The organism is Fusicatenibacter faecihominis (assembly GCF_020686945.1).
GTDB lineage: Bacteria > Bacillota > Clostridia > Lachnospirales > Lachnospiraceae > Limivivens > Limivivens faecihominis.
The window spans coordinates 1-23,028 of record NZ_JAJEPR010000009.1 but is presented as its reverse complement, the minus strand read 5'-3'; the positions used below and the strand labels follow the sequence as shown (position 1 = coordinate 23,028).

Below are 23,028 nucleotides of genomic sequence, written 5' to 3'. Positions count from 1 at the left end.
ACGGAAAAAATACAAGAAGGTGAAAATGGATGTATTTGGAACAAATCAATCAGGCAGGTGACATCAAAAAGCTGAAAGGAGAGGAGCTCACGGCCCTGGCTCAGGAGATCCGGGAATTTCTCATCGAGAAGATCAGCAATACGGGCGGTCATCTGGCATCCAATCTGGGTGTTGTGGAGCTGACGATGGCTCTCCATCTGACTTTTAACCTTCCGGAGGACAAGATCGTCTGGGATGTGGGCCATCAGGCCTATACCCATAAGCTTCTCACCGGCAGGCGGGAAGGCTTTGATACTTTAAGAAAATACGGCGGCATGAGCGGTTTCCCAAAGAGAAAAGAGAGCGACTGCGATGCCTTTGATACGGGCCACAGTTCCACCTCGATTTCCGCAGGCCTCGGTCTTGTGCGGGCCAGGGAAATCTTAGGCGGGGATAACTATGTGATTTCCGTCATCGGAGACGGCTCCCTCACCGGCGGAATGGCCTACGAGGCCATGAATAACGCCGCCCGCCTGAAGAGCAATTTTATCATCGTTCTGAACGACAACAACATGTCGATTTCCGAGAACGTGGGCGGCATGTCAAATTATCTCGGCAGTCTCCGTACGGCGGAGGGTTATCTGAACCTGAAGACCGCGGTGACGGATTCCCTGAATCGCGTCCCGGTCTACGGAGAGAAGATTGTCAGCAGGATTCGGAAGACAAAGAACGGCCTCAAGCAGCTGTTTATTCCGGGCATGCTTTTTGAAAATATGGGTCTTACCTATTTGGGCCCCGTGGACGGTCACAACATCGGCCAGGTGATGCGGGCGCTGGAAGAAGCCAAGAGGGTCGAAGGAGCCGTGCTCCTTCATGTCTTCACGAAGAAAGGAAAAGGTTATGCTCCGGCAGAGCGCCATCCTGCCAGATTCCACGGTGCAGAGCCTTTTGATATCGCTACCGGCCTTCCGAAGAACAAGCGGGTGAAGGCGAACTGGACCGATGTTTTTTCCACCATCATGAGGAAAATGGGAGACCGCGATCCGAAGGTGGTGGCTGTGACGGCTGCCATGGAGGTGGGCACCGGTCTGAAACGGTTCCATAGCAATTTCCCGGACCGGTTCTTCGACGTGGGCATCGCGGAGGAGCATGCAGTGACCTTTGCGGCGGGACTTGCAGCGGCCGGTTTAAAGCCGGTGGTGGCCATTTATTCCTCCTTCCTTCAGAGGGCCTACGATCAGATCCTGCATGACGTCTGTATCCAGAACATGCATGTGGTCTTTGCCGTTGACCGGGCAGGTCTTGTGGGGAGCGACGGAGAGACCCATCAGGGAATTTTCGACCTTTCGTTTTTGTCCACGATTCCCAACATGTGCATCATGGCCCCCAAGAATAAATGGGAGCTTTCGGATATGATGAAATTTGCGGTGAACTATGACGGCCCGATTGCCGTTCGTTACCCCAGAGGCGAGGCCTACGACGGCCTGCAGGAGTTTCGGGCACCCATCGCTTTCGGAAAGAGCGAGGTCATCTACGACGAGGAGGATATCGTCCTTCTGGCTGTGGGAAGCATGGTGAAGACCGCGGAGGAAGTGCGCCACGGGCTTCGGGAGAGAGGCTTCTCCTGTACGCTGGTCAACGCGCGGTTTGTAAAGCCCATCGACAAAGACCTGATCCGGGAGCTTGCGAAGGATCACAGGCTTTTTGTGACGATGGAAGAAAATGTAAAATGCGGCGGTTTCGGAGAACATGTGCTGGATTACTTAAATGAGATCGGAAGCGAGGCTTCTCTTCTGAACATTTCTCTGCCGGATGATTATATCGAACACGGAAATGTGGAGGTCCTGAAGGAAGAGACAGGCATCAGCGCCTCCATCATACTGAAAAAAGTAATGGCGGCAGCCCTGGGCCAGAACCCGGAGCGATGAGCGCCGGGGAAGGAAGAAATCATGAAAGAACGTTTGGATATGTTGCTGGTGCAGCAGGGCTACGCCACATCGAGAGAGAAGGCGAAAGCCATCATCATGGCCGGTCAGGTCTATGTGGACGGCCAGAAGGAAGATAAGGCCGGAAGCATGTTTAAGGAAGAGGCAAAGATCGAGGTCCGGGGAAATACACTGAAATATGTGAGCCGGGGGGGCCTGAAGCTGGAAAAAGCCATGAGCCACTTTGCTGTGACTCTGGAAGGAAAGGTCTGCATGGATGTGGGAGCCTCCACCGGTGGTTTCACTGACTGCATGCTCCAGAACGGAGCTGTGAAGGTCTACTCCGTGGATGTGGGTCATGGCCAGTTGGACTGGAAGCTTCGAAACGATCCGCGGGTAGTCTGCATGGAAAAGACCAACATCCGCTATGTGACACCGGAGGATATTCAGGAGCCTGTGGCATTTTCCTCCATCGACGTTTCCTTTATCTCTCTTACCAAGGTATTGCTCCTCGTGCGAAATCTTCTGACGGAGGACGGCGAGGTGGTCTGCCTCATCAAACCTCAGTTTGAGGCCGGCCGGGAGAAAGTCGGAAAGAAAGGCGTTGTCCGCGATAAGGCCGTTCATGAGGAAGTGATCCGCATGGTCATCGCCTACGCGGGAAGTATCGCTTTCGAGGTGAAGAACCTGGAGTTTTCCCCGATCAAGGGACCGGAGGGAAACATCGAGTATCTTCTGCATATCAAAAAACAGCCGGAGGGCTTTGTTCAGACCGAGTTCCCGGTGGATGTAACCGCAGTGGTGGAGGAAGCGCATAAGACGCTGGACCGGTAAAAAATATGGACAGTTTTTATATCGTAACCAATAAAGACAAGGACCCGGAATTTCAGACGACCCGTTTTGTGAAAGAGTATCTGGAAAAACGGGGAAAAAAATGTACCATCCGGGAAAATCCGGCGGAGGGTGGCGGCAGCTATAAGTACACCGATGCTTCCGTTATTCCGGAGGATGTGGACTGTGTGCTGGTGCTTGGTGGGGACGGAACCCTTCTGCAGGCCTCAAGGGACCTGACCGAGCGGGATCTCCCGCTCCTTGGCATCAATATGGGCACGCTGGGATATCTTGCCGAGGTGGACCGCCGGGGCATCGAGCCGGCTCTCGAACGGCTTCTGGCGGGGGATTATCAGCTTGTCAGCCGCATGATGATCTATGGCGAGGTTTACCATCAGGGAAAAAAAGTCATGGAAGATCTGGCTTTGAACGATATCGTCATTGGCCGCTACGGCAAGCTTCGGATCATCGATTTTAAGATCTATGTGAATGGAGAGTACCTAAACCGTTACAGTGCAGACGCGATGGTGGTTTCCACACCTACGGGTTCCACAGGCTACAGCCTGTCGGCGGGAGGCCCCATTGTCTCGCCGGAAGCTTCTCTGCTTCTCATGACTCCCGTAGCGCCTCATACGCTGAACACCCGCAGTATCATTCTTCCGGACGACGCGGAGATCACAGTGGAAATGCTTCCGGGTCATAGCAGAAGCGGCGACGGCGCGGAAGTGACCTTTGACGGAGATACTTCTGCGCGTCTTACCTGCACGGACAAAGTCGTGATCCGAAAGGCGGTGAAAAAGACCCGGCTGATCAAGATTAACCAGATCAGCTTTCTGGAGGTCCTTCGGACCAAAATGAATGGACAGTAGGAGGAACCGGCAAATGAAAATTGCAAGACATGCAAAAATTATTGATCTCATCAGCAGAAACGATGTGGAGACACAGGAAGAGCTGGCGGATCTTCTGAACGGCGAAGGCTTCCGTGTGACCCAGGCCACTGTGTCGAGAGATATCCGGGAACTGAAGCTGACGAAGATCTCCCTGAACGACGGACGGCAGAAATATGCGGTCATGCAGGCTTCCAGAGGAAATATGAACGAAAAATATTTAAGGATTCTCAAAGACGGTTTCCTATCCATGGATATGGCCCAGAACATTCTGGTGGTAAAGACCGTATCCGGGATGGCCATGGCGGTGGCTGCTTCCATCGACGCCATGCAGTGGCCAGAGGTGGCAGGGTGCATCGCGGGGGATGACACTATCATGTGCGCCAACCGGAGCGTAGACGATACGCTTCTTGTCATGGAGAAAATCCGTAAAATCGTGGGAGAGCCGAACGAATAATTATGCTTTTAAATATTCATGTAAAAAATATGGCCCTCATCGACGAGGCTGACATTGATCTCACCGAGGGCCTCAATATCCTGACCGGAGAAACCGGCGCAGGAAAATCCATTATCATTGGTTCTGTTAATGTGGCACTGGGCCTGGCAGGCTTTAAAGGCTTTGCCCGGGAGGATGCCGCCTTTGCCCTGGCGGAGCTTGTTTTTTCCGTGGACAATGAGCGTCAGCGAAAAGCACTGGAAAGGCTCGATATTCCGATGGAGGACGACCAGATTATCATCAGCCGTCGTCTGATAAACGGCCGCAGTGTCAGCAAGGTGAACGGGGAGACGGTTCCGGTGTCTCTGGTCCGTCAGGTTTCCGAGATCCTTATCGATATTCACGGTCAGCACGAACACCAGGCGCTGCTTCATCAGAAGAATCATCTGGCGATTCTCGATGCCTTTGCCGGGGAGGAGCTTCTGGAGCCCATAAATACGGTACGGAATCTCTACCGGGAGTACGATTCCCTGGAGAAAAAATTAAAAGCGACCGATCTTTCCGAAATGGCCAGAGCCAAAGAGATGGATTTTCTGGCCTTCGAGGTGGGAGAGATCGAGGAAGCCGCCCTGAAAACGGGGGAGGATGAAGAGCTGGAACAGGCCTACCGCCGTCAGGTGAACAGCCAGAAGATCATGGAAGGGGTCACGGAGGCGGAAAATCTCACGAGTTCCGATTTTGGCGGGGCCGCGGAGCTGGTATCGAGAGCCTACCGGAGCCTTTCTTCCGCTTCGGCTTATGATGAAAAACTGGAAATGATTACCAGTGAGCTGGCGGATATTGATAATCTTCTGAATGATTTTCACCGGGAACTGGCAGACTATCAGGAGAGCATTTCTTTTGATGCGGAAAGTTTTAACCGTACGGAAGAACGGCTGAATCTTCTGAATCACCTGAAAGCGAAATATGGCGGCAGCATCGAAAAAGTTCTTTCTTATAAGAAGGAAAAGGAAGAGCGGCTGGAAGAGCTGGAGCACTACGAGGCCTACCGGCTGCGGCTGAAAAAGGAACTGGAGACAAAGCGGGCGGAACTTCTTTCTGCCTGCGCCAAAGTCAGTGCCATCCGAAAAAAAGCGGCGGAGCTCCTCTCCGGGAAAATTACGGCGGTTCTTAAGGATCTGAATTTCTTGGATGTAAAATTTGCCATTGATTTTCAGGAGAGCGCGCCGGGACCCGAAGGCTTTGATACGATCTGCTTTCTGATTTCCATGAACCCGGGACAGCCGCTGATGCCCCTTCAGAAAGTGGCTTCCGGCGGTGAACTTTCCCGTGTGATGCTGGCCATCAAGACCGTTCTGGCGGATAAGGACGCTGTGGGAACCATGATTTTCGATGAGATCGACGTGGGTATCAGCGGCCGGACCGCCCAGAAGGTTTCGGAAAAAATGGCAGTCATTGCCAGAAGCCGTCAGGTCATCTGCATCACACATCTGGCCCAGATCGCTTCCATGGCAGATACGCATTTCTGCATCGAGAAAAAGATCGTGGATCAGGAGGCGAAAACCTTCATCCGCAGACTTTCCGATGAGGAGAGCATCGAGGAACTGGCAAGAATCCTCGGCGGGGCGGAGATCACAGCGACGGTTCGTCAGAGCGCCCGTGAAATGAAAGAATTGGCAGTTTGTACAAAAAAATACTAGTGTGACTCGATTGGATTTTCACATACTAAAAAGGGATGTACGTTACGGTACATCCTTTTTTAGATGAAACGAAAGGATGTGAAGATCGTGAATCGATTCGGAAAAAAACGCCGGCTGCTCTTTGCACTGGCGTTCCTGATAGGAATTTCTGCCCTTTCCTTTGTTTTTCTTTCCGGTAGTATACCGGATCAGTATCTGGTTGCGGAGGGAGAGAGTACCAGCGGACTGATCCATCTTCCCTTTGTGGAGGAGGAATTTCTGGAGGCGGACAGCCAGCCTTCCTCCAATATCCCATCCGGAAAAGTGAAGATCCGGTATAGCCTCCTGGGCGTGATTCCCATAAAAAATGTGGATGTGACAGTGATTCCACGGACCCGAGTGTACGCTGGCGGGACGCCGGTGGGAATCTACATGAAGACCCGTGGAATTCTTGTGGTGGGGACCGGGGCCGTGGAAAAGACCGACGGAAGCTTTTCTGACCCGGCGGAAAATATTCTCCATTCCGGCGATTACATTGTGGCGGCCAACGGCTCCGCGGTGACGAGAAAGGAAGAGCTGGTCAGCGAGGTGGGCGCTTCCGCTGGGGAGCCTGTGGTCCTGAAGGTAGAGCGGGACGGAAATCTCACGGAGCTTCTGGTTCAGCCTGTCCTTGACAAAAAAGGAAGTTACAAGCTCGGCCTCTGGGTCAGGGACGACACCCAGGGCATCGGAACACTGACTTACATGGATGAGAACGGAAACTATGGGGCCCTGGGCCACGGCATCAGTGATGTGGACACGGGAACTCTTCTGAATTTAAGCGGCGGGACGCTCTACCATACGGACATCCTCTCTGTGGTAAAAGGCCTCAAGGGAAGTCCCGGGGAAATGACCGGCATCATCCGCTATCAGTCCTCTGAGGTTCTGGGAACCATCGAGAAGAACACCACTTCGGGAATTTTCGGTCGGATCACAAAGGATCAGGGAATTTTTCAGCAGGGAGAACTGGTGGAGACAGCCTACAAGCAGGATGTGACCATCGGCCCCGCTGTCCTTCTTTCAGCCGTTGGCGGCAGCGTCAGGTCCTACTCCATTCAGATTGAAAAAGTCAACCTAGCCGGTTCCGATCCCAACAAAAGCATGGTGATCTCCGTCACCGACCCGGAGCTCCTTAACCTCACCGGCGGTATCATCCAGGGCATGTCCGGCAGCCCCATACTCCAGAACGGAAAACTCATCGGCGCCGTCACCCACGTCTTCGTCCAGGATTCAGCGAGAGGGTACGGGATTTTTATTGAGAATATGCTATCACACAGAACCGCTTAGTGTTTTTGTTGACAGTCTTTTTTTCAAATATCGTATAATATTAAGAAAAACATACCCAGCAATTTGCAGGGGGGCATCTCATGGAAGCTATGAAAGCCTGAAAGAAAAACAGAAAAAGCTGGAGCGCTTCGACGCGAAAAAGGTGCCGGTCTTTGCCATGACGGCCAATGCCTTTATCTGACGCTCATTTGTCGAATCCTGACGAGAAAGGGAGACAAGTTCTGGTTGCGATTTTCGCCGTCTCTTACTATAATATTTATAGTTTTTGATCGAGCAAAGACGAAAAAGGATTTGGAGGAAAGACCAGATGGAAAAGCTGAATGTGGCCATTGCTGACGATAACGAGCGGATAGTGGAGCTTCTGGACCGGATCGTGAGCAGTGATGAGGAGTTGAATGTTGTGGGAAAAGCCGGAAACGGGGAAGAACTTTACGATATCATCAAGGCGAAAGAGCCGGATGTGGTCCTTCTGGATATTATTATGCCGAAAGTGGACGGACTAACGGTGATGGAGCGGGTGAACGAAGACAAAAATATGAAGAAACGCCCTGCCTTTATCGTGATCACTGCTGTGGGGCAGGAGAAGATCACGGAGGATGCCTTTGCCCTGGGTGCAAATTACTATATTCTGAAACCTTTTGACAATGATATGGTGATCAGCCGTATCAAACATGTGAGAAAAAATCGCAGCGAGAAGAATTTCCAGGAGGTTCGCCGGGTTAATGCCTACGAAAGCAAGGCTGAGTACATCGAGCGGAATCTGGAGACGGATGTGACGGAGATCATTCATGAGATCGGTGTGCCCGCTCATATCAAGGGCTATCAGTATCTGAGAGATGCCATCATCATGTCGGTGGGAGATATGGATATGCTCAATTCGATCACGAAGATTCTATATCCTACGATTGCTAAGAAGCACCAGACGACACCGAGCCGCGTGGAGCGGGCCATCCGCCATGCGATTGAGGTGGCCTGGAGCCGCGGAAAGATGGATACGATCGAGGAACTTTTCGGCTATACCGTCAGCGGAGGCAAAGGAAAACCCACCAATTCTGAGTTCATTGCCCTTATTGCAGATAAAATCCGGCTAGAATATAAAAACAGATAGTTATTGGCTTTTTATGGAAAATGCGGTATAATACTTTTATATAGCAAGAACTATCAGTATCAGGAGGATAATTGTATGAAAAAGGTATTATTTATCGCTTCCGAGTGTGTTCCCTTTATCAAAACGGGAGGATTGGCGGATGTGGTCGGCTCTCTGCCCAAGTGCTTTGACAAAAAATATTTTGATGTTAGAGTGGTTCTTCCCAAGTATATGTGCATGAAGGAAGAGTATAAGTCAAGACTGGAGTACATTACCCATTTTTATATGGATCTCGGCTGGAGAAGCCAGTATGTGGGCGTACTGGGAATGAATTACGAAGGAATCCAGTATTATTTTATCGACAATGAGTTTTATTTTGCAGGTCCCAGACCTTACGGAAATATTTACGAAGATATTGAAAAATTTGCATTTTTCTCAAAGGCAGCTCTCTCGATCCTGCCGGATGTGGACTTCCGTCCTGACATCATCCACTGCCATGACTGGCAGACGGGTCTGGTTCCTGTTTTCTTGAAAGATCAGTTCAGTGACAACGAGTTTTACCGTGGGATCAAATCTGTCATGACCATACATAACCTGAAATTTCAGGGCGTCTGGGATGTGAAAACGGTGCGGAATATCACAGGACTTCCGGCTTACTATTTCACACCGGATAAACTGGAAGCCTACGGAGATGCCAACTATCTCAAGGGCGGACTGGTCTATGCAGATGCGATTACTACCGTGAGTGCTACCTATGCGGAGGAGATCAAGACACCGTTCTACGGAGAGCATCTGGACGGCCTTCTCAATGCCCGTTCCAATGACCTCCGCGGAATCGTAAACGGAATCGATTACGATGAGTACAATCCGGAGACGGATGCTTTTATTACTAAAAACTATAACATCAAGAATTTCCGCAAGGAAAAGGTGAAAAACAAACAGGCTCTTCAGGAAGAGCTGGGTCTTGAGAAGGACGACAAGAAGTTTATGATCGGCGTGGTTTCCCGTCTGACAGACCAGAAGGGCTTTGACCTCATCGCCTACATGATGGATGAGCTCTGTCAACAGGATGTTCAGCTGGTGGTTCTGGGAACAGGAGAAGAGCGTTACGAGAATATGTTCCGTCACTTCGCATGGAAATATCCGGGCAAAGTCTCCGCGAACATCTTCTATTCCGAGGCAATGTCCCACAAGATTTATGCCTCCTGCGATGCCTTCCTGATGCCGTCCCTCTTTGAACCCTGCGGCTTAAGCCAGCTCATGAGTCTTCGCTACGGAACCCTTCCCATCGTCCGTGAGACCGGCGGTCTGAAGGATACTGTCATTCCTTATAACGAATACGACGGTACGGGAACAGGCTTCAGCTTCACGAATTACAACGCACATGAAATGTTCTATACCATTAAATATGCCATGTCCGTTTACTATGACAAACGGAGAGAGTGGAACAAGATCATCGACCGTGCCATGGCGGCTGATTTCTCCTGGAAAGCTTCCGCAGCGAAGTACGAGGAGATGTACAACTGGCTGGCGCCTGGAAAATAGAGATTAGAGATAAGAAAACTCCGGAGCGGATTTCCGCTGCCGGAGTTTTTTATGCCGTGATTTAATTGATATCGACAATGGTATTGCCGGAGGAACCGGTGGAGGAGGACTTGATCCGTACTTTTTTGGTCATCCGTCCGTCTGCCCCGTAATAGTATTTGTAGTTTCCGATTTTGATCCATCGGTTCGTGACCATTTTTCCGTTAGTGCCTACATAATACATGCCAAGCTTTGTGCGACGGGCCATATAGCCGCTGGAATAGAAATAATACCAGGAACCCTTGATGCATTGCCAGGTCTTCCGGGAATAGGTGCCGTCCAGATTCCGGTAACGGAAACCTACAGAATCTTTAATGAATTTGGCTGGCCGTGACTTGGAATAATTCTCCACTGGCGTGCCGTCTTTTCCAACGTAAGTATAACCGGTTGCACTCTTCACATACTGATTGACAGCCATCCGTCCATTGTAGAGGAAGTAGCGGTCTGCCCGCCATTCGCTTCTCAGCATGGCGCCGGTGCTGTCAAAGTAGTAATAGAAGCCATCAATCTTGGTAAAACCGGTGGCTGCGTAGCCATTCTTGTCAAAATAGTAGATGTAGCCTTTGATCTTTTTAAACTGAGATTTCAGAGGTTCGCCTGTTGTTGTGTTCACATACTGGATTCGCGCGTTGACTGAGTCCATCACCCATTCATAAGAGTCTGCAGCCTGCCCCTTCAGGGGAAACAGAAAGCAGATCGCCGCGGCCAGCAGACAGAACGTTGTTTTTATCCTGCGTTTCATGATCATCCTCCTGCCAGAATTTTCTTCCTTTTTTACTATCATCGCATAGAAAAAAAGTTCTGACAAGGGAAAAATTCTTATTTTAAACTTAACAGTTCAGAGCATAAGCAAAACACAAAAACAGACTATGCAAACTTGTTTGCAATAGGCTGGATTTGCGTTTTGTAATGGGCGGGTCTGAGACCTGATGCTATGAACGTCCTTGAGCATGTGTTCGAAAAAAATATAAAGTAAAGAAAGAGTAAGCTGCTGTAAAAAGTCCGACACGAAGGAAAAGTAACACCGGACTTTGCTCGATTCCTGATAGAAGCGCCGGAAAGAATGTACTCATAATCCCATCCCCAACCGTAATCAGACAAAGACTCCACCCCAGAAAAAGTAACGGCATCAACAAATCCTTCAAATCAAACTCCATCTCCGGCACCGCCTCAAAAACCGTCCGAAGGGCCAACAATGCCACGGTAAGCTGTGAAAAGAGAACTCCCAGCAAACACCCCAGGATTCCAAACCGTGGAATACCGAACCAGACAAAGAGAATCCGGATCAGGATACCCAGGAGATTCTGAAAAAAGACAGCGGTCGTTTTTCCGAGGCTGTTCAGAATACTGGAAAGTGTGGTTCCAAGATAGAGAAAAGGACAGATCCAGCCCAGAATCCGGATATAGCTTCCGGCCTCCTCACTCTGAAAAAGGAAAAGCCCAAGTTCCTTTCCGAAGAGAAAAAAGCTTCCGGTGCAGAAAATCCCTAAGTACAGACAGCCCGCTACGGTGCTTCTGGCTGTCCGGAGAATGGCCTGCCGGTCATTTAAGGTATCGGCCTCCGAAATCTCCGGAATCAGGAGCATAGAGACCGCTCCGGTGACAGCCGAGGGAAAAAGCACCAGAGGCAGAGCCATGCCAGTCAGGATGCCATAATGACTGTAGGCCTCTGAAAGGCTGTAGCCGAAGAAACGAAGCCGCAGGGGGATCAGCACCGCCTCCATACTCTGAAAAATCCCTAAGAAAAAACGGCTGCCGCTGATGGGCAGGGCGATCTCCGTCAGCTTTTCCAGACTTTTTCGCATAATAGATAAGGAAGGCGGCGCAAAGACGGGAGTCTGAAAAAGCAGAAGCAGCAGGGTGAGAAGGCTGGTGAGAATCTCAGAAGCCAGCATTCCGCCTACGGCGATGAGGGGCGTGGGTGCAAAGCCCTTTTCCTGAAAGATCTGCCAGATCAGCAGGGAGGAGAGGATTCGGACCAGCTGCTCGAAAAGCTGGGAGAGAGCCGGAAGTCCTGTCTTTTTTCTGCCGATGAAACAGCCCGTGACGATAGTGTGAAGGGAGGCGAAAGGAATGGCGAGAGCCAGATACTTCAAGAGCTCCTCACAGCGGACATCCTTTAAGAAAACTTCCGCCAGAACCCCGGCATAGCTTCTGAGGAGTCCGGCCGCGAGAAAGGAGAGCAGAAGCGAAAAGGCGGCTCCGGCGAAAAAGATGTTCCAGATGCCCCTTTTGTCCCCGAGGGCATTTTTCCGGGAGACCTGATGGGAAATGGCAGTGGAGAGCCCTGCGGAGGTGACGGACAGAGCGAGGGCCAGGATGGGAAAGATCATCTGGTAAAGGCCCAGGCCCTCTGCACCAATGATCCGCGAGAGGAATATCCTGTAGAAGAAGCCCATAATCCGGCTTAAAAAACCTGCGGCGGTAAGAAGGAAAGCGCCCCGCAGGACCGTTTTTTTGTGATCCATGGAGAAACCATCCGTTTTCTTTCAGTTTATGCAAAGCGGGGACTTGACAGAACGGAACGGTGGTGCTATATTCTTAATGAAAAACCTAGCAAAATAGTTGGAATTGAAAATGCTGACGGAGGGAAGATGCCATGAAGTTGTCAACGAAGGGCCGTTATGGTTTGAGCGCTATGATCGATCTGGCTGTCTACAGTGAAAACGAAGCGGTTTCCCTGAACAGTATAGCAGAGCGCCAGCACATTTCCGAGGGATATCTGGAACAGCTTATGGCAAAGCTTAAGAAAGCCGGTCTGGTGACGAGCATCCGGGGTGCTTCCGGTGGATACCGTCTGGCGAGACCTGCCGCAGAGGTTTCCGTGGGAGATATCTTACGAGCTCTGGAGGGCAGCCTGAAAGCAGTGGAGTGCCCGGGAGAGCAGGCAAACGGCTGTGAAGAATCCTCGTTCTGTGTGACAAAATACGTCTGGGAGCGGATGAATGCCAGCATTCAGAAGACCGTGGATGAGATCAAACTTTCCGATCTGATCAATGAGAGCAGACGTGTGAAGAAGACGACAGAGATCCATACGACAGGTAAAACCAATGAGCCATGTGCAAGGAGTGAGAAATCATGAAGAAATTAATTTATCTTGATAATGCGGCTACCACGAAGACCGCACCGGAAGTAGTGGAGGCAATGCTTCCTTATTTTACAGAGTATTACGGAAACCCCTCCAGCGTCTATGAGTTCGCCGGAAAGAGCAAACAGGCCGTGGACGCAGCCAGAAAAACCATCGCAGATTCTCTTGGCGCAAAGCCGGAAGAGATCTATTTTACCGCAGGCGGTTCCGAGTCCGATAACTGGGCTTTAAAAGCTACCGCTGAAGCCTACGCTTCCAAAGGAAAACACATCATCACAAGCAAGATCGAGCATCACGCTATCCTTCATACCTGCGAGTATCTGGAGAAACGCGGTTTTGAGATCACCTACCTGGATGTGGATGAGAATGGTGTTGTAAAACTCGACGAGCTGGAGAAGGCTATTCGCCCGGATACCATCCTGATTTCCGTCATGTTCGCCAACAACGAGATCGGAACCATTCAGCCCATCGAAGAGATCGGCGCCATCGCAAAAGAGCATGGAATCCTTTTCCACACCGATGCTGTGCAGGCTTTCGGACAGCTTCCGATCAATGTAGATGTCTGTCACATTGATATGCTCAGTGCCAGCGGCCACAAATTAAACGGCCCCAAAGGCATTGGTTTCCTCTATATCCGTAAAGGTGTGAAGATCAGAAGCTTTGTTCACGGCGGAGCACAGGAGAGAAAGCGCCGTGCCGGTACAGAGAATGTTCCTGGTATCGTAGGTCTTGGCAAAGCCGTAGAGCGTGCCATGAGCAGCATGGAAGAGCGTACAGCCAAAGAAAGAGAGACCAGAGACTACCTCATCGAGCGCGTGCTCACAGAGATCCCCTACTGCCGTCTGAACGGAGACCGCACCCGGAGACTGCCGAACAACGCCAACTTCAGCTTCCAGTTCCTGGAGGGAGAGTCCCTTCTGATCATGCTGGATATGAAAGGAATCTGCGGAAGCAGCGGATCTGCATGCACTTCCGGTTCCCTGGATCCCTCTCATGTACTGATGGCCATCGGTCTGCCTCATGAGATCGCCCACGGTTCTCTGCGTCTGACCCTGAACGAAGAGATCACGAAAGAAGATATGGACTACGTTGTGGAATCTCTGAAAGAGATCATTGACAAACTCCGCAGCATGTCTCCCCTTTACGAAGATTTTATCAAGAAACAGAAGTAATAGAAGATCATTTGGAGGAATAGAAAATGTACAGTGAAAAAGTAATGGATCATTTCCAGCATCCCAGAAACGTAGGAGAGATCGAGAATGCCAGCGGCGTAGGCACCGTGGGAAACGCAAAATGTGGCGATATCATGAGAATTTATCTGGATATTGATGACAACGGCATCATCAAAGACTGCAAATTCAAGACTTTTGGCTGCGGCGCAGCAGTAGCTACCAGCAGCATGGCAACCGAGATGGTAATGGGCAAGAGCATCCAGGAGGCTCTCCAGGTAACAAATAAAGCAGTTATGGAGGCTCTGGACGGACTTCCTCCTGTAAAGGTTCACTGCTCCCTTCTCGCAGAGGAAGCCATCCATGCGGCTCTCTGGGACTATGCAGAGAAACACGGTATCAAAATCGAAGGCTTGAAGAAACCCAAGTCAGACATTCACGAGGGTGAAGAAGCCGAAGAAGAGGAATATTAAAAAAGTAAGCCCCGCAGGCAGCTGTCTGCAGGGCTTTTTCTTTTTAAAAGGTTTCCACCGGATAAAAAACGGGCATCCGCTCCTCAAATACCGTATAATAGCGGAAACCACATTCCTTTAAGAGAGCCGGAATTTTCTCAAAATCCCAGGCCAGCTGCTCCGGAGCATGGCCGTCACAGCCGATGGTGAGGATTTCGCCGCCGAGTTCCATGTATCTTTTTAAGATTGCTTCCGTGGGATTGGGATGACCAAGGCCGTATTTATAACCGGCGGTGTTGAGCTCCAGCCCCACATCTTTCCGGATCAGGGTCTTTAAAATCTCATCCAGAACCTCTCGATAGGCCTCATAAGTATAGTGTTGATTTTTATTGGGGCCGTAGCGCACCACATAGTCGATGTGGCCGTAGACGTCCATCTCGTCAAAGACAGCCAGATTTTCGAGGATGCTCTCGAAATATTCGAGATAGGCTTGCGACTCCGTTTTTCCCTCATAAAAAGCAGGAAAGTAGGGGTCCTTCCCGTGGACTACATGGGAGGAGCCGATGACGAAATCAAAGGGCCATTCCGAGAGATATTTCCGGTGCCGTCCAGCCAGGTGAGGCTGTAAGCCCAGCTCGATGCCGAAAAGAAGCTCGATCTGATCCTGGTATTTTTCCTTCATCTGAAGGAATTTCTCGTGATAACTTCTGGTATCCACTTCAAAAACTCCCGGTTCCTCCGGATAGTCCATATCCATGTGTTCCGTGAAGCACATGGTCCGAAGCCCCTTCTTGAGCCCTTCCTGGATCATCTGCTCCATGGGGGCATCAGAATCCCCGGAAAAGGAGGAGTGAATATGAAAATCAACCGCCATAATAAGCCTTCTTTCTTAGTTTTTGGTAATTTCATGATATATAAAAAAAGAGCAAAAGTAAAGCCAAAGTCTAAAAAGAGAATAAAATTTGAAATGGGACTTGAATTTTCCGTATGAATTAGGTAAAATAAGGGCAAGTTGATGTATCTTTAACAATCTGCTGAAAGAGAATTGAAGACGCATTTACATGAAACTATCAAATTACTTTTAGGAGGAATATTATCATGGCAGTAAAAGTAGCGATTAATGGATTCGGACGTATTGGACGTCTTGCATTCAGACAGATGTTTGGTGCTGAAGGCTTCGAGGTTGTAGCAATCAACGACCTTACTTCCCCGAAAATGCTTGCTCACTTACTGAAATACGATTCCACTCAGGGTAAATACGCACTGGCTGACACTGTAAGTGCTGGTGAGGACTCTATCACTGTTGATGGAAAAGAGATTAAAATTTATGCAAAAGCAAACGCAGCAGAGCTTCCGTGGGGAGAGATTGGTGTTGATGTAGTTCTGGAGTGTACCGGATTCTACACCTCCAAAGCAAAAGCACAGGCTCATATCGATGCAGGCGCTAAGAAAGTTGTTATTTCCGCTCCGGCTGGTAACGACCTTCCGACCATCGTTTACAATGTAAACCATGAGACCCTGACCAAAGATGACAACATCATCTCCGCAGCATCCTGCACCACCAACTGCCTGGCTCCGATGGCAAAAGCTCTGAACGACCTGGCAGCTATCAAATCCGGTATCATGTGCACCATTCATGCATACACCGGTGACCAGATGACTCTGGATGGCCCGCAGAGAAAAGGCGATCTGAGAAGATCCCGTGCAGCTGCTATCAACATCGTTCCGAACAGCACCGGCGCTGCAAAAGCAATCGGACTGGTTATCCCGGAACTGAACGGCAAACTGATCGGTTCTGCTCAGCGTGTACCGACCCCGACCGGTTCTACCACCATCCTGACTGCTGTTGTTGAAGGAAATGTAACCAAAGAGCAGATCAACGCTGCTATGAAGGCTGCTTCCAACGAGTCCTTCGGTTACAACGAGGATGAGATCGTATCCAGCGATATCGTTGGTATGAGATTCGGTTCTCTGTTCGATGCAACTCAGACCATGGTTCTTCCGCTGGAGAATGGTACTACTGAGGTTCAGGTAGTTTCTTGGTATGACAATGAGAACTCCTACACCAGCCAGATGTGCAGAACAATCAAATACTTCGGTAAACTGCTGGAGAAATAATTCTGTAAGGTAAGGCTCATAAAGGGTCCGGTCGATTTGGACCGGGCCCTTTTTCGCGAGAAAACAAAGAAATCGCGTTATTTATCTATTTTAAGGAGGGTATTCCCATGCTTAACAAAAAATCTGTTGATGATATCAATGTGAAAGGAAAACGTGTCCTGGTTCGCTGCGACTTTAACGTTCCCCTTCAGGATGGAAAGATCACAGACGAGAACCGTCTGGTAGCTGCTCTGCCGACCATCAAAAAATTGATCGCTGACGGCGGAAAAGTAATCCTTTGCTCCCATCTTGGAAAACCCAAGGGAGAGCCGAAACCCGAGCTGTCTCTGGCTCCGGTAGCTGCACGTCTCACCGAGCTTCTTGGTCAGGAAGTAAAATTCGCTGCTGATCCGGAAGTTGTAGGACCGAACGCAAAAGCTGCTGTAGCTGAGATGAAAGACGGTGATGTCATCCTTCTGGAGAACACCCGTTATCGCGCAGAGGAGACCAAGAACGAGGACAACTTCTCCAAAGAGCTGGCTTCCCTTTGTGATGTATTTGTAAACGATGCATTCGGTACCGCTCACAGAGCACACTGCTCCAACGTTGGCGTTACCAAGTTCGTAGATACCTGCGTTGTAGGTTATCTGATGCAGAAAGAGATCGATTTCCTCGGCAATGCCGTAGAGAATCCGGAGAGACCCTTCGTTGCCATCCTGGGCGGCGCTAAGGTTTCCAGCAAGATCTCTGTTATCGAGCGTCTTCTGGACAAAGTAGATACTCTGATCATCGGCGGTGGTATGTCCTATACCTTCTCCAAAGCTCTGGGCGGCCACATCGGTACTTCCCTCTGCGAGGATGATTACATGGAGTATGCTCTGAACATGCTGAAAAAAGCTGAGGAGAAAGGTGTGAAACTGCTTCTCCCGGTTGATAACCGTATCGGTGACAGCTTCTCCAACGACTGCAACATCCAGGTTGTAAAACGCGGCGAGATCCCCGATGGTTGGGAAGGAATGGACATCGGACCGGAGACCGAGAAGCTCTTCGCAGATGCAGTCAAAGACGCTAAGACCGTTGTTTGGAACGGACCGATGGGCTGCTTCGAGATGCCGAACTTCGCACATGGTACCGAGGCTGTTGCCAAGGCACTGGCTGAGACAGACGCTACCACCATCATCGGCGGCGGTGATTCTGCAGCAGCAGTAAATATCCTTGGATATGGCGACAAGATGACTCATATCTCCACCGGCGGCGGCGCTTCCCTTGAGTTCCTGGAAGGAAAAGAGCTTCCGGGCGTAGCAGCTGCTAACGACAAAGACTGAGTTAAAAATATGGGAGCCGGTTTTGCCGGCTCCTGAAAACATAAGAATTTCGATAGGAGATCGATTAATCATGGCAAGAAAGAAAATTATCGCAGGCAACTGGAAAATGAATATGACTCCGAGTGAGGCAGTTGCTCTGGTTGAGACCTTGAAACCGCTGGTAGCTACCGAGGATGCAGACGTAGTATTCTGCGTACCGGCTATCGATATCGTACCGGTTGTTGAGGCTGTCAAAGGCAGCAACATCCAGGTTGGCGCTGAGAACATGTACTTCGAGGAGAAAGGTGCATACACCGGAGAGATCTCTCCGAACATGCTGGTTGATGCCGGTGTGAAATATGTCATCCTTGGCCATTCCGAGAGACGCGGTTACTTTGGTGAGACCGATGCTGATATCAACAAAAAGATGAAAAAAGCTTTCGAGCATGGTCTGACTCCGATCATGTGCTGCGGCGAGTCTCTTGAGCAGAGAGAGCAGGGTGTTACTATGGACTTCATCCGCCAGCAGGTTAAGATCGGTTTCCAGGGACTGACTGCTGATCAGGCAAAAGAAGCTGTTATCGCTTACGAGCCGATCTGGGCAATCGGAACCGGAAAAACCGCTACCACCGAGCAGGCTCAGGAAGTTTGCGGCGAGATCCGTAAATGCATCGCTGAGATCTATGACGAGGCAACCGCAGAAGCTATCCGTATCCAGTACGGTGGATCTGTAAACGCAGCTACCGCTCCGGAGCTTTTCGCTCAGCCGGATATCGATGGTGGTCTGGTAGGCGGAGCCGCTCTGAAACCGGACTTCGGTAAGATCGTAAACTACAAATAATTCATACACAACTGTGTGAAATGCCGCTGAATGGAAGGGAAACCAGACATTCAGCGGCTTTTTTCATTTCCGGGACTTGCCACAGGGAGCAGAAAGTTTTAAAATGGAGCCAGTAAATATAAGGAGGAAGAAAGCATGCAGGTGAAAATGTCAGAATACCTGACAGCGGTAAAACCGGATATGCAGAAGCTCGTTGAACTTCTGAAAAAGGACTTTGCCTATGTCAGTGTGCTGTGTACGGATGTCACGGGTACGACCTATCTGGTGGGACAGCGGCAGACCAGCGTTGGAGATTATCACTTCAATGAGCGCGGCTTTGTAGTCCGTGTCTATGAGAACAGCTGCTATATGGAATATTCATTCAATGAATATGAAGATATTGAGAAACTGGCTTCCACCATCACTGAGACTCTGAAGAAAGAGCTTCATATGATGGAAGAACTGGGAATTGAGAAGATGGAGGCTCCGCTGATCCATGAGGAGAAAATCGAGAAATCCATGACTGGAGAGATCAGTGTGGATCCGACGAGCGTTTCTCCCGAGGAGATTCTGGGCCGACTGAAAAAGATCAGCGATACGGGAGCAGCAGGAAAATATGTTATTGAGTTCCGGGCCGCAGCCCAGTTTGCTCATGTGAGCAAGCTTTTCCTTTCTGAAAAAAAGGATCTCATGCAGACCTATGCCTATGCAGAAGGAATGGCGGCAGCCATCGGCGTTGACGGCGAAAAACAGGATATGGTATTCCGCGGCTTTTCAGGACTCAAGGGTGCAGAACTGCTGGATGAGATCGAAGGCTCTGTTGATGATATCCTGAAAATGCTGGATGACAAGCTTCATGCGGATTCTGTGGTCCCGGGTATGTACGATGTGATTACAGCTCCGGAGATTACAGGTCTGATCGCGCACGAGGCCTTTGGTCACGGCGTGGAGATGGATATGTTTGTGAAGGAGCGCGCCCTGGCCAAAGAGTATGTGGGCAAAAAAGTGGCTTCCGACATCACTTCCATGAAGGATGGCGCGGCCAGCGCAGCGGAAGTCAGCAGTTATCTCTTCGACGATGAGGGAACACTGGGAACAGACACGACCATCATCAAAGACGGAACTCTCGTGACCGGTATCAGCGACCTTCTGAGCGCTCTGCGTCTGGGAACGACTCCCACCGGAAACGGCAAGAGGGAGAGCTTCGAGAGAAAAGCCTACACTCGTATGACGAACACGTTCTTTACCACCGGAGATAATACGCTGGAAGAGATGATTGCTTCCATCAAGGACGGCTATCTTCTGGACGGAGCCCAGTCCGGTATGGAGGACCCCAAACACTGGGGCATTCAGTGTATGGTTTCCATGGGAAGAGAGATCAAAGACGGAAAACTCACCGGAAAGGTGGTTGGCCCTCTGACGCTTACCGGTTATGTGCCGGATCTCTTAAAGAGCATCTCCATGCGCTCGGACAAGACGGAGCTTTTTGGAACAGGAGCCTGCGGAAAAGGCTACAAAGAATGGGTGAAAGTCAGCGATGGCGGCCCATACCTGAAATGTAAAGTGAGGTTGGGATAATGGATAAATTATATGAGATTCTGGAAAAAAGCGGAGCCAGCGATTTTCTGATCCGTGAGACGACCACCTGCTCCCGGGAAGCCTTTTTCATCGGTCAGAAGCTGGATATGGGACGGGCCAAAAAGGTAACGCACACCTTTGTGACAGTCTATGTGGACAGCGAGGACGGCAAATTCCGTGGAAGCGCTACCAAGGAGATCCATCCCACCAGCACACCGGAGGAGATGGAAAAAGAGATCCGGTCCGCTCTTTTTGCAGCAAAATTTGTAAAGAACCCCTGGTATCCGGTGGTTTCCGGCACAAAAGCGGAAGAAGCGGAGACGGAAGCAGGGGATATGGATGAAGAGCTGGTGCGGATCATCAAGACCCTTCAGGCAGTCCGGACAGAGGCCGACGAGAAAGTCAATTCCTATGAGATTTTTGTAAATAGAAAGAAGACACATATCCGCAATTCCAAGGGCGTGGATGTGAGCTTTTCAAGCGGCGACGATGAGACCGAGCTGGTCATCAATGTGAAAAAAGACGGCCACGAGATCGAGCTTTTAAGGGAGATCACCTTCTCCGACGAAAATGTAGACCGGATCACCGAGGAGGCCGGAAAACTTTTCGTCAGCGGCCATGACCGGCTGGATGCGAAGCCCACCACCCAGCAGGAGCACGGCGCCGTTCTTCTCACCGGGGACGATGTGGTGACATTTTTCCGCTACTTTACGGCCCACACCAACGCCTCCAATCAGTATATGGGCGTAGCAAAGGCCAGAATCGGCGAGAAAATGACCGGCGAGGAGGCAGATCCTCTGACCATCCGTCTGATTCCCGCCATGGAAGGCTCCACGAGAAAAGAGCCCTACGACAGCGATGGCAATCCGGTGACGGAGTGCCTGCTTTTCGAGGACGGCATCTGCCGGAATTTCTGGGGAAGCACGCAGCACGCTTACTATATGAAAATGGAGAACACCACTTCCATGAACAATGCGATTGTTTCCGGCGGAACGATGACAGAGGCGGAGCTTCGCAAGATTCCGCACCTGGAAATCACAGAGTTCAGCTGCTTTGATATGGATCCGGTCTCCGGAACCTTTGGCGGCGAGATCCGTCTGGGCTATGAATCCGACGGAAAGACGAGACAGGCTGTGACCAGCGGCTCCCTTTCCGGAAATTATGGAAAAGTTCTGAAAAATATGAAATTTTCCAAAGAGACCAGACAAATCAACAATTTCATCGTACCCTGCGCGGTACTGCTGGAGGATGTGAGCATCGCCGGCTGTTAAGCAAAAACGGAAGGAGAAAAAGTGATGGAAACTGTTAAGATCGCACTGCTGGGCCTAGGAACTGTGGGTACCGGCGTTTATAAAGTACTGAAAGCACAACAGGAAGAAATTCCCCATAAAGTCGGGGCGAAAATTCAGCTGAAAAAAGTCCTTGTCCGGAACACGGAGAAGGCTTCGAGAAAACTGGATGATCCCTCCATCCTCATGACAGAATGGAAGAGCATCCTGGAAGATCCTGAGATCTCCATTGTCGTGGAAGTCATGGGCGGCATTGAACCGGCAAGAAGATATATCCTGGATGCGCTCCACGCGGGAAAAAGCGTGGTGACGGCCAATAAAGATCTTCTGGCCTCCCACGGAAAAGAGCTGATGGACGCGGCTGCAGAGACGAAGTCCGATCTTCTCTTTGAGGCCGCTGTGGCAGGCGGAATCCCCATCATCCGCCCCTTAAAGGAGTGCCTGGCCGGAAATCATATTTCTGAGGTTATGGGTATCGTCAACGGAACGACAAACTTTATCCTGACAAAAATGGCGGAGGAGGGCATGGAGTTTCAGGAAGCCCTGGCTCTGGCTACGGAGCTTGGCTATGCGGAGGCAGATCCCACGGCCGATATCGAGGGTCTGGACGCTGCCCGAAAGGTCGCGATCCTGGCTTCTATCGCTTTTCATTCCAGAGTGACCTTTGACGACGTTTATACGGAAGGTATCACGAAAATTACAGCGACAGATATCCGTTATGCGAGAGAGATGGGCCGCGATATCAAACTTCTCGGTGTGGCGAAAGAGACTCCCGAGGGCATCGAAGCCCGGGTTCAGCCCATGCTGATCCCGAGTACCCATCCACTGGCCTCTGTACGGGATTCCTTTAACGCAGTCTTTGTCCACGGGGACGCTGTGGATGACACGATGTTTTACGGAAGAGGAGCCGGAGAACTGCCTACAGCCAGTGCGGTGGTGGGCGATATCCTGGATGCAGTCCGGAACATGGTGTTCGGTTGCCGGGGCCGGATCGGTTGCACCTGCTATAAGGAGATTCCGCTGAAAAAGATGGAAGATATCTCCTGCGCCTATTTCCTCCGGATGCAGGTGGAGAACCGGAGCGGTGTGCTGGCCAATATTGCGGGCGTTTTCGGCAATAACTGCGTCAGCATCGCCCAGATCATCCAGAAAGGCAAGAAAAAAGACCGGGCGGAGATTGTGGTCATCACCGATGAAGTGAAGGAGAAGAATTTCCAGGATTCCCTGGCAGTGATCTCCGGCATGTCCACCGTGAAGGAGATTTCTTCCATGATCCGCGTTTATGGTCAGATATAACTTCGTGAAAGTGTTGACGGACAGGAAAAAATCGGGTAGAATATGGACGATTGGGATTGAAGAATTCAACAGCATAAAAAGAAGTTTGAATCGGACCCGATTTAAAGCGCAGGTCGTGAAGCAACTAGTGTACTGTATCACTGACATTTCGCCAAATAACTTGTATAAGTTTTCATCTGCTGCGTTGTCGTCAATCGACGT

General features: G+C 50.4%; 21 protein-coding genes. 18 read left to right on the top strand and 3 right to left on the bottom strand.

Going from position 1 to position 23,028, the window contains the following annotated elements; genetic code table 11:
* Nucleotides 1-29: 29 nt before the first annotated feature.
* From dxs to glgA, 8 genes are all read left to right on the top strand, one after another.
* Nucleotides 30-1,907: a 1-deoxy-D-xylulose-5-phosphate synthase gene (gene dxs, locus LKD71_RS07155; protein WP_227614906.1), complete on the top strand. Its 1,878-nt coding sequence runs from the start codon at nucleotides 30-32 to the stop codon at nucleotides 1,905-1,907.
* Nucleotides 1,908-1,928: 21 nt separating this feature from the next.
* A complete protein-coding gene (locus LKD71_RS07150; RefSeq protein ID WP_227614905.1) occupies nucleotides 1,929-2,738 on the top strand; it encodes a TlyA family RNA methyltransferase in 810 nt (269 codons plus the stop codon).
* Between the two features lie 5 nt (nucleotides 2,739-2,743).
* On the top strand, nucleotides 2,744-3,604 hold the full coding sequence (locus LKD71_RS07145; RefSeq protein ID WP_227614904.1) for an NAD(+)/NADH kinase: 861 nt from the start codon (nucleotides 2,744-2,746) through the stop codon (nucleotides 3,602-3,604).
* Between the two features lie 13 nt (nucleotides 3,605-3,617).
* Complete coding sequence (argR, locus tag LKD71_RS07140) at nucleotides 3,618-4,079, top strand: arginine repressor (RefSeq protein WP_227614903.1); 462 nt, start codon at nucleotides 3,618-3,620, stop codon at nucleotides 4,077-4,079.
* Between the two features lie 2 nt (nucleotides 4,080-4,081).
* Nucleotides 4,082-5,758: a DNA repair protein RecN gene (recN, locus tag LKD71_RS07135; protein WP_227614902.1), complete on the top strand. Its 1,677-nt coding sequence runs from the start codon at nucleotides 4,082-4,084 to the stop codon at nucleotides 5,756-5,758.
* Between the two features lie 87 nt (nucleotides 5,759-5,845).
* Nucleotides 5,846-7,063, top strand: a complete 1,218-nt coding sequence (gene spoIVB, locus LKD71_RS07130) for a SpoIVB peptidase (RefSeq protein ID WP_227614901.1) — start codon at nucleotides 5,846-5,848, stop codon at nucleotides 7,061-7,063.
* 307 nt (nucleotides 7,064-7,370) lie between these two features.
* Nucleotides 7,371-8,171 (top strand): sporulation transcription factor Spo0A, encoded by an 801-nt coding sequence (gene spo0A / locus LKD71_RS07125; protein WP_178046814.1) that lies wholly within the window; start codon nucleotides 7,371-7,373, stop codon nucleotides 8,169-8,171.
* A 75-nt stretch (nucleotides 8,172-8,246) separates the two neighbouring features.
* The gene (gene glgA, locus LKD71_RS07120; RefSeq protein WP_227614900.1) at nucleotides 8,247-9,695 is read left to right on the top strand and encodes a glycogen synthase GlgA; all 1,449 of its coding nucleotides are present in this window, start codon (nucleotides 8,247-8,249) and stop codon (nucleotides 9,693-9,695) included.
* Between the two features lie 61 nt (nucleotides 9,696-9,756).
* Here the strand turns inward: glgA and LKD71_RS07115 are convergent, their stop codons facing one another.
* Complete coding sequence (locus LKD71_RS07115; protein WP_227614899.1) at nucleotides 9,757-10,476, bottom strand: N-acetylmuramoyl-L-alanine amidase family protein; 720 nt, start codon at nucleotides 10,474-10,476, stop codon at nucleotides 9,757-9,759.
* A gap of 190 nt (nucleotides 10,477-10,666) precedes the next feature.
* The gene (locus tag LKD71_RS07110; RefSeq protein ID WP_227614898.1) at nucleotides 10,667-12,202 is read right to left on the bottom strand and encodes a polysaccharide biosynthesis protein; all 1,536 of its coding nucleotides are present in this window, start codon (nucleotides 12,200-12,202) and stop codon (nucleotides 10,667-10,669) included.
* Nucleotides 12,203-12,333: 131 nt separating this feature from the next.
* On the opposite strand from LKD71_RS07110, the gene LKD71_RS07105 reads away from it, so the two are divergent.
* The 3 genes from LKD71_RS07105 to nifU are packed head-to-tail and all read left to right on the top strand — an operon-like array spanning nucleotide 12,334 to nucleotide 14,464.
* Entirely contained in the window at nucleotides 12,334-12,816 is a 483-nt protein-coding gene (locus LKD71_RS07105) for an RrF2 family transcriptional regulator (RefSeq protein ID WP_227614897.1), read from the top strand.
* Nucleotides 12,813-13,994 carry a cysteine desulfurase NifS gene (gene nifS, locus LKD71_RS07100; RefSeq protein ID WP_178045410.1) on the top strand — a complete coding sequence of 394 codons (1,182 nt, stop codon included), beginning with the start codon at nucleotides 12,813-12,815 and terminating at the stop codon, nucleotides 13,992-13,994. The genes LKD71_RS07105 and nifS overlap by 4 nt, the downstream gene beginning before the upstream one ends.
* Nucleotides 13,995-14,020: 26 nt before the next feature.
* Nucleotides 14,021-14,464, top strand: coding sequence for a Fe-S cluster assembly scaffold protein NifU (gene nifU / locus LKD71_RS07095; RefSeq protein ID WP_178045411.1), 444 nt, complete (start codon nucleotides 14,021-14,023; stop codon nucleotides 14,462-14,464).
* 43 nt (nucleotides 14,465-14,507) lie between these two features.
* On the opposite strand, the gene LKD71_RS07090 is transcribed toward nifU, so the two are convergent.
* Nucleotides 14,508-15,317, bottom strand: a complete 810-nt coding sequence (locus LKD71_RS07090) for a histidinol-phosphatase HisJ family protein (protein ID WP_227614896.1) — start codon at nucleotides 15,315-15,317, stop codon at nucleotides 14,508-14,510.
* On the opposite strand from LKD71_RS07090, the gene LKD71_RS18130 reads away from it, so the two are divergent.
* From LKD71_RS18130 to LKD71_RS07060, 7 genes are all read left to right on the top strand, one after another.
* Nucleotides 15,300-15,434 carry a hypothetical protein gene (locus tag LKD71_RS18130; protein ID WP_255632954.1) on the top strand — a complete coding sequence of 45 codons (135 nt, stop codon included), beginning with the start codon at nucleotides 15,300-15,302 and terminating at the stop codon, nucleotides 15,432-15,434. The genes LKD71_RS07090 and LKD71_RS18130 overlap by 18 nt on opposite strands.
* A 107-nt stretch (nucleotides 15,435-15,541) precedes the next feature.
* Nucleotides 15,542-16,561: a type I glyceraldehyde-3-phosphate dehydrogenase gene (gene gap, locus LKD71_RS07085; protein ID WP_178044942.1), complete on the top strand. Its 1,020-nt coding sequence runs from the start codon at nucleotides 15,542-15,544 to the stop codon at nucleotides 16,559-16,561.
* A gap of 107 nt (nucleotides 16,562-16,668) precedes the next feature.
* The gene (locus LKD71_RS07080; RefSeq protein WP_178044943.1) at nucleotides 16,669-17,865 is read left to right on the top strand and encodes a phosphoglycerate kinase; all 1,197 of its coding nucleotides are present in this window, start codon (nucleotides 16,669-16,671) and stop codon (nucleotides 17,863-17,865) included.
* A 70-nt stretch (nucleotides 17,866-17,935) separates the two neighbouring features.
* Nucleotides 17,936-18,685, top strand: coding sequence for a triose-phosphate isomerase (gene tpiA, locus LKD71_RS07075; protein WP_227614895.1), 750 nt, complete (start codon nucleotides 17,936-17,938; stop codon nucleotides 18,683-18,685).
* 135 nt (nucleotides 18,686-18,820) lie between these two features.
* Nucleotides 18,821-20,242 (top strand): TldD/PmbA family protein, encoded by a 1,422-nt coding sequence (locus LKD71_RS07070; RefSeq protein ID WP_227614894.1) that lies wholly within the window; start codon nucleotides 18,821-18,823, stop codon nucleotides 20,240-20,242.
* Nucleotides 20,242-21,513 carry a metallopeptidase TldD-related protein gene (locus LKD71_RS07065; protein ID WP_227614893.1) on the top strand — a complete coding sequence of 424 codons (1,272 nt, stop codon included), beginning with the start codon at nucleotides 20,242-20,244 and terminating at the stop codon, nucleotides 21,511-21,513. Before LKD71_RS07070 ends, LKD71_RS07065 begins: the two co-directional genes overlap by 1 nt.
* Nucleotides 21,514-21,537: 24 nt before the next feature.
* On the top strand, nucleotides 21,538-22,827 hold the full coding sequence (locus LKD71_RS07060; RefSeq protein WP_227614892.1) for a homoserine dehydrogenase: 1,290 nt from the start codon (nucleotides 21,538-21,540) through the stop codon (nucleotides 22,825-22,827).
* Nucleotides 22,828-23,028: the final 201 nt, after the last annotated feature.

Excerpts from the sequence above, each read along its gene's own strand:
- dxs (WP_227614906.1), top strand. The coding sequence starts at position 30 with ATGTATTTGGAACAAATCAATCAGGCAGGTGACATCAAAAAGCTGAAA.
- nifS (WP_178045410.1), top strand. The coding sequence starts at position 12,813 with ATGAAGAAATTAATTTATCTTGATAATGCGGCTACCACGAAGACCGCA.
- LKD71_RS07065 (WP_227614893.1), top strand. The coding sequence starts at position 20,242 with ATGGATAAATTATATGAGATTCTGGAAAAAAGCGGAGCCAGCGATTTT.
- LKD71_RS07110 (WP_227614898.1), bottom strand. The coding sequence starts at position 12,202 with ATGGATCACAAAAAAACGGTCCTGCGGGGCGCTTTCCTTCTTACCGCC.
- glgA (WP_227614900.1), top strand. The coding sequence starts at position 8,247 with ATGAAAAAGGTATTATTTATCGCTTCCGAGTGTGTTCCCTTTATCAAA.
- LKD71_RS07105 (WP_227614897.1), top strand. The coding sequence starts at position 12,334 with ATGAAGTTGTCAACGAAGGGCCGTTATGGTTTGAGCGCTATGATCGAT.
- LKD71_RS18130 (WP_255632954.1), top strand. The coding sequence starts at position 15,300 with ATGAAAATCAACCGCCATAATAAGCCTTCTTTCTTAGTTTTTGGTAAT.
- argR (WP_227614903.1), top strand. The coding sequence starts at position 3,618 with ATGAAAATTGCAAGACATGCAAAAATTATTGATCTCATCAGCAGAAAC.
- spo0A (WP_178046814.1), top strand. The coding sequence starts at position 7,371 with ATGGAAAAGCTGAATGTGGCCATTGCTGACGATAACGAGCGGATAGTG.
- recN (WP_227614902.1), top strand. The coding sequence starts at position 4,082 with ATGCTTTTAAATATTCATGTAAAAAATATGGCCCTCATCGACGAGGCT.
- tpiA (WP_227614895.1), top strand. The coding sequence starts at position 17,936 with ATGGCAAGAAAGAAAATTATCGCAGGCAACTGGAAAATGAATATGACT.
- nifU (WP_178045411.1), top strand. The coding sequence starts at position 14,021 with ATGTACAGTGAAAAAGTAATGGATCATTTCCAGCATCCCAGAAACGTA.
- LKD71_RS07150 (WP_227614905.1), top strand. The coding sequence starts at position 1,929 with ATGAAAGAACGTTTGGATATGTTGCTGGTGCAGCAGGGCTACGCCACA.
- LKD71_RS07060 (WP_227614892.1), top strand. The coding sequence starts at position 21,538 with ATGGAAACTGTTAAGATCGCACTGCTGGGCCTAGGAACTGTGGGTACC.
- LKD71_RS07145 (WP_227614904.1), top strand. The coding sequence starts at position 2,744 with ATGGACAGTTTTTATATCGTAACCAATAAAGACAAGGACCCGGAATTT.
- LKD71_RS07070 (WP_227614894.1), top strand. The coding sequence starts at position 18,821 with ATGCAGGTGAAAATGTCAGAATACCTGACAGCGGTAAAACCGGATATG.
- LKD71_RS07115 (WP_227614899.1), bottom strand. The coding sequence starts at position 10,476 with ATGAAACGCAGGATAAAAACAACGTTCTGTCTGCTGGCCGCGGCGATC.
- LKD71_RS07090 (WP_227614896.1), bottom strand. The coding sequence starts at position 15,317 with ATGGCGGTTGATTTTCATATTCACTCCTCCTTTTCCGGGGATTCTGAT.
- LKD71_RS07080 (WP_178044943.1), top strand. The coding sequence starts at position 16,669 with ATGCTTAACAAAAAATCTGTTGATGATATCAATGTGAAAGGAAAACGT.
- gap (WP_178044942.1), top strand. The coding sequence starts at position 15,542 with ATGGCAGTAAAAGTAGCGATTAATGGATTCGGACGTATTGGACGTCTT.